Annotated in this window: 8 protein-coding genes; 5 read left to right on the forward strand and 3 right to left on the reverse strand. The window is 62.1% G+C overall.

Annotation, left to right across the window (positions count from 1 at the left end; genetic code table 11):
* Window positions 1–156: 156 nt before the first annotated feature.
* The 3 genes from ACX4ZE_RS21055 (at window position 157) to truA (ending at window position 2,882) form a co-directional block, all read left to right on the forward strand.
* The gene (locus tag ACX4ZE_RS21055) at window positions 157–1,215 is read left to right on the forward strand and encodes a DNA-directed RNA polymerase subunit alpha (RefSeq protein WP_480275196.1); all 1,059 of its coding nucleotides are present in this window, start codon (window positions 157–159) and stop codon (window positions 1,213–1,215) included.
* Window positions 1,216–1,341: 126 nt separating this feature from the next.
* Entirely contained in the window at window positions 1,342–1,848 is a 507-nt protein-coding gene (gene rplQ, locus ACX4ZE_RS21060; RefSeq protein ID WP_480275197.1) for a 50S ribosomal protein L17, read from the forward strand.
* Between the two features lie 107 nt (window positions 1,849–1,955).
* Window positions 1,956–2,882 (forward strand): tRNA pseudouridine(38-40) synthase TruA, encoded by a 927-nt coding sequence (truA, locus tag ACX4ZE_RS21065; protein WP_480275202.1) that lies wholly within the window; start codon window positions 1,956–1,958, stop codon window positions 2,880–2,882.
* A gap of 6 nt (window positions 2,883–2,888) precedes the next feature.
* Here truA and ACX4ZE_RS21070 read toward each other — a convergent pair whose 3' ends face one another.
* Entirely contained in the window at window positions 2,889–3,344 is a 456-nt protein-coding gene (locus ACX4ZE_RS21070; protein ID WP_480275203.1) for an Hsp20/alpha crystallin family protein, read from the reverse strand.
* A gap of 163 nt (window positions 3,345–3,507) precedes the next feature.
* Here ACX4ZE_RS21070 and ACX4ZE_RS21075 point away from each other — a divergent pair, with 163 nt between their 5' ends.
* Window positions 3,508–4,365 carry an LLM class F420-dependent oxidoreductase gene (locus tag ACX4ZE_RS21075; protein WP_480275198.1) on the forward strand — a complete coding sequence of 286 codons (858 nt, stop codon included), beginning with the start codon at window positions 3,508–3,510 and terminating at the stop codon, window positions 4,363–4,365.
* 124 nt (window positions 4,366–4,489) lie between these two features.
* Here ACX4ZE_RS21075 and ACX4ZE_RS21080 read toward each other — a convergent pair whose 3' ends face one another.
* On the reverse strand, window positions 4,490–4,813 hold the full coding sequence (locus tag ACX4ZE_RS21080; RefSeq protein ID WP_480275199.1) for a metal-sensitive transcriptional regulator: 324 nt from the start codon (window positions 4,811–4,813) through the stop codon (window positions 4,490–4,492).
* A gap of 195 nt (window positions 4,814–5,008) precedes the next feature.
* On the opposite strand from ACX4ZE_RS21080, the gene ACX4ZE_RS21085 reads away from it, so the two are divergent.
* On the forward strand, window positions 5,009–5,818 hold the full coding sequence (locus ACX4ZE_RS21085; protein WP_480275204.1) for an S-methyl-5'-thioadenosine phosphorylase: 810 nt from the start codon (window positions 5,009–5,011) through the stop codon (window positions 5,816–5,818).
* 920 nt (window positions 5,819–6,738) lie between these two features.
* On the opposite strand, the gene ACX4ZE_RS21090 is transcribed toward ACX4ZE_RS21085, so the two are convergent.
* On the reverse strand, window positions 6,739–6,923 hold a 185-nt coding region (locus ACX4ZE_RS21090), incomplete at its 5' end, for a hypothetical protein (protein WP_480275200.1).

A 6,923-nucleotide genomic window follows, 5' to 3' on the forward strand; every position in this document is an offset into this window, starting at 1 on the left:
GCACAGCTCGAAATGCTCGGCACCGTGCCGCTGGTGCGTGGTCGTCCATCGGCAGCGACTGCTCGCGGGTCGCGGGCGACAGTACTGTCGGACGGTCGCACACAACCCCTGAGACGAGGCGTCAAATAGCGGGCGCCCACAAGGAGGATGATCCCCATGCTGATTTCACAGCGTCCGACGTTGACCGAAGAGGTCGTCGCCGAGAACCGCTCGAAGTTCACCATCGAACCGCTGGAGCCGGGTTTCGGCTACACCCTCGGCAACTCGCTGCGGCGTACTCTGCTGTCCTCGATTCCGGGGGCCGCGGTCACGAGTATCCGCATCGACGGCGTCCTGCACGAGTTCACCACCGTTCCCGGGGTGAAGGAGGATGTCACCGACATCATCCTGAATCTCAAGAGCCTGGTCGTGTCCTCGGAGGAGGACGAGCCGGTCACGATGTACGTGCGTAAACAGGGTCCGGGCACTGTCACCGCAGGTGACATCGTCCCCCCCAGCGGGGTTGTGGTGCACAACCCGGACATGCACATCGCGACCCTGAACGACAAGGGCAAGTTGGAGATCGAGCTCGTCGTCGAGCGTGGTCGCGGCTATGTCCCCGCCGTGCAGAACAAGGCGTCCGGCGCTGAAATCGGCCGGATTCCGGTGGATTCGATCTACTCGCCGGTGCTGAAGGTGACCTATAAGGTCGAGGCGACCCGTGTCGAGCAGCGCACCGACTTCGATCGACTCATCCTGGACGTGGAGACCAAGAACTCCATCAGCGCACGGGACGCGCTCGCTTCGGCGGGTAAGACCCTGGTCGAGCTCTTCGGCTTGGCCCGTGAGCTGAACGTCGAAGCCGAAGGTATCGAGATCGGCCCTTCGCCGGCGGAGGCGGACCATATCGCCTCGTTCGGTCTGCCGATCGAGGATCTGGACCTTACCGTTCGGTCCTACAACTGCCTCAAGCGCGAAGGGGTGCACACGGTCGGCGAGCTGGTCGCCCGCACCGAGTCGGACTTGTTGGACATTCGCAACTTCGGCCAGAAGTCCATCGACGAGGTCAAGGTCAAGCTGCACGCGCTCGGCCTTTCCCTGAAGGACAGCCCGGCGTCGTTCGATCCGTCCACTGTGGTCGGCTACGACGCGAGCACCGGAACGTGGAGCGACAGCAGCACGTTCAGTGATACCGATGGTGGCGAGCAGGACTACGCCGAGACCGAACAGCTCTAGGCCGCCGGAGTAGGCGCCCTGGCCGGGCCGAACCGCGGCGCGAGCGACACCGCCAGAGGGTGGTAGCCGAGCGTAACCAGGCCAGGGCTCCGGGAGCGGCGCCCGAGAACAAGGAGAACCACAACAATGCCCAAGCCCAAGAAGGGTGCCCGCTTCGGCGGGTCGGCGTCGCACCAGAAGGCGATCTTCGCCAATCTGGCCACGGCGCTCTTCGAGCACGGCCGGATCACCACCACCGAGGCCAAGGCCAAGGCCGTGCGCCCCTACGCGGAGAAGCTGATCACCAAGGCGAAGGGCGGCACCCTGGCCGACCGTCGCGAGGTGCTGAAGGTGATCCGCAACAAAGACGTCGTGCACGATCTCTTCGCTGAGATCGGCCCGTCGTTCGAGGGGCGTGAGGGTGGCTACACCCGCATTATCAAGACGTTGCCCCGCAAGGGTGACAACGCGCCGATGGCGATCATCGAGCTGGTCCGGGAGAAGACCGTGACCAATGAGGCTGATCGCGCCCGTCGCGTTGCCGCGTCCAAGAAGGTCGAGGAGACTCCGGCCGTCGAGGAGACCGTCGAAGAGAAGACTGAGGAGACTGTGGAGGTCGAAGCGTCGGCTGCCGAGGACAAGAAGGACGCCTGACACTTCGCTTCGGAGTTCGCGCACGAGCCCGTCACCCGTGCTGGGGTGGCGGGCTCATGCGTTTCGACAGGGAATCATGGTGGATCGTGGAGGAATCGGTGGAATCGATGTCGCAGCAGCCGCGCCGGGACACGGATCGCGCGTTCGGCACGGGCCGAGCAGGCGCACCGCGTACGCGCGTTCGTCTGGATATTTCCTACGACGGCACTGATTTCATCGGCTGGGCGCGTCAGCCGGGACTGCGTACCGTGCAGGGGATACTGGAGGATTCGCTGAGCAAGGTACTCCGTGAGCCGATCCAACTGACGGTCGCAGGCCGCACCGACGCTGGTGTGCATGCCGAGGGACAGGTCGCGCATTTCGACACGGCTGCGGAGTTGGATTCCGGCAAACTGGTGCACCGGATGGCGCGATTCCTACCGAAGGATGTGCGGATCAAAGACGTACGGCCCGCCCCGTCCGAATTCGACGCCAGATTCTCCGCCGTCCGCCGCCATTACGCATATCGGTTGACCACCGCACAGTACGGCGCCGAGCCGTTGTCAGCTCGCAGCGTGGTCGCCTGCCGATCCGATGTCGACATCGAGGCCATGCGCGTGGCTTCCCGAATGCTGTTGGGGCTGCATGATTTCGCCGCGTTCTGCCGACGCAGAGAGGGTGCGACAACGGTCAGGCAGCTGCAGCGATTCGATTGGGTGAGTGATGAAGACCTGCTGACTGCCTATGTCAGCGCCGATGCGTTCTGCTGGTCGATGGTCCGCAGTCTGGTCGGTGCGGTTCTCGCGGTCGGAATGGGACGGCGCACTCCGGAATGGGTCGGTGGGCTGCTGCACGCGACGGAACGATCCAGTGCGGTTACTGTCGCGCCCGCTCACGGTTTGAGTTTGATCGGTGTCGACTATCCCGATAGCGAGGACCTCGCCGCTCGCAACGCGCAAACACGTGAGTTGCGCGTTATTCCGGCCACGAGGCGGAATTGCCGCAGTGGTCGAGGACCGGAAAACCTACCCGCACCCGAGTGTGGGTGCGGGTAGCCAGAGTCACTTCGAGGATTGCCCTGGACGCGTTTCGATCTTCTTCGGTTCCTGGGACGCTCCAGCGATCGTGATGCGGCGTGGCTTGGCACGCTCCTCGATAGGAATCGTCACCGACAGCACACCGTTGTTGTAGGTCGCGCTGATCTTGTCCGCCTCGACGTTGTCACCGAGGGACAGCTGGCGCATGAACGTGCCCGCGAAGCGCTCGGAGGCGAGCCATTGGACGCCTTCTTCGCTGGACACGGTGCGCTGTGCGCGGAGGGTGAGCGTGCCGTTGTCGACGCTGACCTCGATCGAACCAGGGTCGACACCGGGCAGGTCCGCGTTCAAGACATAGTGGTCTCCCGCTTTGAACAGATCCATCGGCATGAATCGTGGTGCGCGAGCGGTTCCAGTGGCTTCACCGAGCAGTTGGCGGGCGACAGTATCGATGTCATGGAATGGATCGAATCTGAGCACAGCGATCACCTCCCTCTCCTCAGCGGTGACGTCCGCCACGGCGGCGGGCGCCGTTAGCTGTGCAATGATCACGGTAGCTCGCTGCGGGCGGGAGGGCTTGGACCTGCCGGGTCCAAGTCGCGGAGGGGCGCCGACTCGGAATGGCCATATTCGGAATAGACATATGAGGGCGTGGGTTGGCACGGGCATGACATTCGACAGTCTTGGACGGTTCGGAGTGTGGCGGGCGTACAACGGCTTCAGTCCGCAGGATGCACGCGAGCTAGAGACGCTCGGATACCGAGCACTGTGGTTGGGCGGCTCCCCACCTGCTGATTTGGCGATGGTCGAGCCGCTACTCGCGGCAACCGAAACGATCACCGTGGCTACCAGCATCGTGAACATCTGGGCTGCGAAGGCAAAGGAGGCAGCAAGCTCGTTCCATCGGATCGAAGAGCGTTTCCCCGGCCGTTTCCTGCTCGGTATCGGTGCAGGACATCCCGAACACACTGGCGAATATCGCAAGCCCTACGACGCTCTGGCCGAATATCTCGACGAACTCGATGCCGCGGGGGTGCCCGTCGAGCGGCGTGCGCTGGCCGCTCTCGGCCCGAGAGTGCTGAGGTTGGCCGCCGAACGGTCCGCGGGTGCGCTGCCGTATTTCGTGCCCTCGGCGCATACCGCGGGGGCACGTAGGATCATCGGCCCAGACGCGCTGCTGGCGACCGAACACAAAGTGGTGCTGACCGATAATGCCCGGACGGCGCACGCCGTCGCCGACGGAACAGTCGCGTTCTATCTCGGCTTGAGCAACTATGCATCGAATCTGCGTCGGATCGGCTTCGCCGACACTGACGTCACCACCCCGCACGGCGACCGGCTGTTCGATGCCGTGGTCGCTCATGGCACACCGGAACAGATCGCGGCTCGGCTGTCCGAGCATCTGGAAGTGGGGGCCGATCATGTCGCGGTGCAGGTGCTCGATGACAACTACCTCGCGACATTGCGCATGCTGGCCCCGCTGCTGAGTGCGCGGTCCTGACCATCGTCGGCCTTCGGGAAATTCCGGTTACGGAGGGCCTGCTCCGTAGCGGCGACTCAGGTGCGCTCGGTGTCGATTCGGTCGGTCTCGGTTGTTCGTCCAGGGCGGCGCTCTCCCTCCTGAATCAGGAACGGACCAGGCGGGCGATGGCGTCGGTGGCTTCCTTGACTTTGGCTTCGGCCGCTGGGCCGCCTGTGGCCGCGGCATCCACCACGCAATGACCGATATGGTCCTCCAGCAGGCCCATCGCCACTGCTTGCAGGGCCTTGGTCATAGCGGACACCTGGGTGAGGATATCGATGCAGTACTTCTCCTCCTCGACCATCCGTTGCAGGCCGCGTGCCTGCCCTTCGATGCGCCGCAGCCGCTTGAGATAGTCATCTTTGGCGGTGATGTACCCGTGCGTGGCATGCTCGGGTGTCGCGTGGTCATGAGGGGTGGTCGCCACCAGCATCTCCTCGTTGTTTGCCGATACCCAGACCTTTAAATACCCCCCTAGGGTACACTGTCCGGCTCTGTTTGTCAGGTAGGGACAGCATGGTAGCGCTATGGATGGAGATCTCGATGAGCACATGATGTCACTATGGATAGGAACGCTGCTCCCGCTGTGTGGCAGCGGGAGCAGGCCAGGGACAATCGGGGTATGAGTTCGCATCCCAGACCTGCGCTCGCAGTTATCGGTGGCACCGGTTTCTATGATTTCTTCGATAACGAAGCGATCATTGTCGAGGTCGATACGCCTTATGGCGCGCCGAGTGCGGCCGTGACGGTCGGAGAGGTGGGGGGCAGACCTGTGGCTTTCCTGCCTCGGCATGGCAAGAACCACGAATTCGCGCCGCACACTGCGCCGTATCAGGCCAACTTGTGGGCGTTGCGTGCATTGGGAGTGCGTCGTATCTTCGCGCCGTGCGCGGTCGGCAGCCTGCGTGCGGACTGGGGTCCCGGTACGGTCGCGATACCGCACCAGCTGGTCGACCGGACCTCTGGTCGGGTGCAGACCTATTTCGACGGTGGTGGTATCCATCTGCCTTTCGCCGATCCGTATTGCGGTGAGTTGCGTACTGTCGCTGCCGAAGTCGGGTCCGGTGTGCTCCGGGTGGTGCCCGAGGCCACCATGGTGGTGATCCAGGGGCCGCGCTTTTCTACTCGTGCCGAAAGCCGGTGGTTTGCCGCACAGGGCTGGGATCTGGTGAACATGACTGGTTACCCGGAGGCCGCACTCGCTCGGGAACTCGAAATGTGCTACGCAGCTGTTTCTTTGGTCACCGACCTGGATGCGGGTCTGGCAGAGGGCGAGGGGGTGCGCGCCGTCGATGTCTTCGCCGAATTCGAGCGGAACCTAGTGCCGTTCAAAGAGCTCATCCGCAATATGGTGACCGCGGTGGACAGTACCGACACTTGTGCTGAGTGTCGCGTCCATACAGGAGTGTCGTTGCCGTTCGAACTGCCTTGAGAGTCTGATGCGGGCGCAGGGCGCCATATGAATATGACAGCGTGTCGGTCGGGCTCAGCGCTGTCGGCTTTGTTCGGATGCTACCGACCGCTCCGGCTTCGGTTCTCGGTAGCATCGCGTTCTGCGAATCGGCGATACGATTCGTGCGCACTTGGCCTCGCCTAATTCACCATGTGCGTATTCTGTGCTTCGCACGCAATGTGTTGCGTCAACAGCCTGAGAAGTTCGCCTCATGTAGCACCGGCGCCTTGGCAAGGTGCAGCAAGCGACGGCAATGGAAATAACGAAAACCTCTCGGAATGTTATTCCGCGAGCTGCTATGGATACTTTTGGAAACAGTTTTATTAATTACTGTGTCCATAACTTTCGGTCGACTTGCTATCGGGGCCGTATATGAAACTGGAAGCGCTTTGATGGACCGTCCGTGTTATTGGAAAGTTGTGGAGGCCCGTTACTGCGTCCGGGGTATGTGTGGGAACACATCGAGGGCCGGTTCCAGTGGCTTCGTCACAAGGTTCGGACTCGGCCTTGCTTCGTCCGCATAACTTGGGTTACCGAGTACGACTAGCTTGTCGTGGATCAGGATTCCGAATGTGAGCAGTATCTCAGAGGGGTGCGTGGCGCAGCGATGTCCTGCTCGTGGACGGGGTGAGAGACTGAGGTCCGCGACGGCCATTCATCCGGTGTGGTGGCGCGCCACCAGGTGTTTCCCCGAGATCACCGCGGATCCATCGGTTTGCCGCCGCGACTCTATACCTGCACGTTGCACGTTGTACCTCGGCTTTTGCGTTGTGCCTCGACATCCTCCGACATGTCGACAGTTCACGTCATCGAGACGAGCGTCGTCAGGAATGGCTCGCTGCCATTCCTGATACAAGATCAGAATCTTGGCATTCTCACGGAATGTTCACAGCGACTCCTCATTCGAGGCGTCTATGTCCCCTATCGGGTGCCGCGATATCTGTATCGGTGGAGGCGTTGATAATTTTTTGTCCGGTGGTATTGTTTTCGGGAAAGGCGGGAGATGAAGAAGTCTTCCCGCTGGTTTTTCTTTGTAAGGTCCATGTCATGAGATCTGCTGTGGGGGTAGGGCGGGGGATAGATG

It is taken from the genome of Nocardia sp. TBRC8007 (genome assembly GCF_056629435.1).

What these genes read in the sequence shown, in the direction of transcription:
- ACX4ZE_RS21055 (WP_480275196.1), top strand. Translation starts at nt 157, where the DNA reads ATGCTGATTTCACAGCGTCCGACGTTGACCGAAGAGGTCGTCGCCGAG.
- ACX4ZE_RS21085 (WP_480275204.1), top strand. Translation starts at nt 5,009, where the DNA reads ATGAGTTCGCATCCCAGACCTGCGCTCGCAGTTATCGGTGGCACCGGT.
- ACX4ZE_RS21075 (WP_480275198.1), top strand. Translation starts at nt 3,508, where the DNA reads ATGAGGGCGTGGGTTGGCACGGGCATGACATTCGACAGTCTTGGACGG.
- truA (WP_480275202.1), top strand. Translation starts at nt 1,956, where the DNA reads ATGTCGCAGCAGCCGCGCCGGGACACGGATCGCGCGTTCGGCACGGGC.
- rplQ (WP_480275197.1), top strand. Translation starts at nt 1,342, where the DNA reads ATGCCCAAGCCCAAGAAGGGTGCCCGCTTCGGCGGGTCGGCGTCGCAC.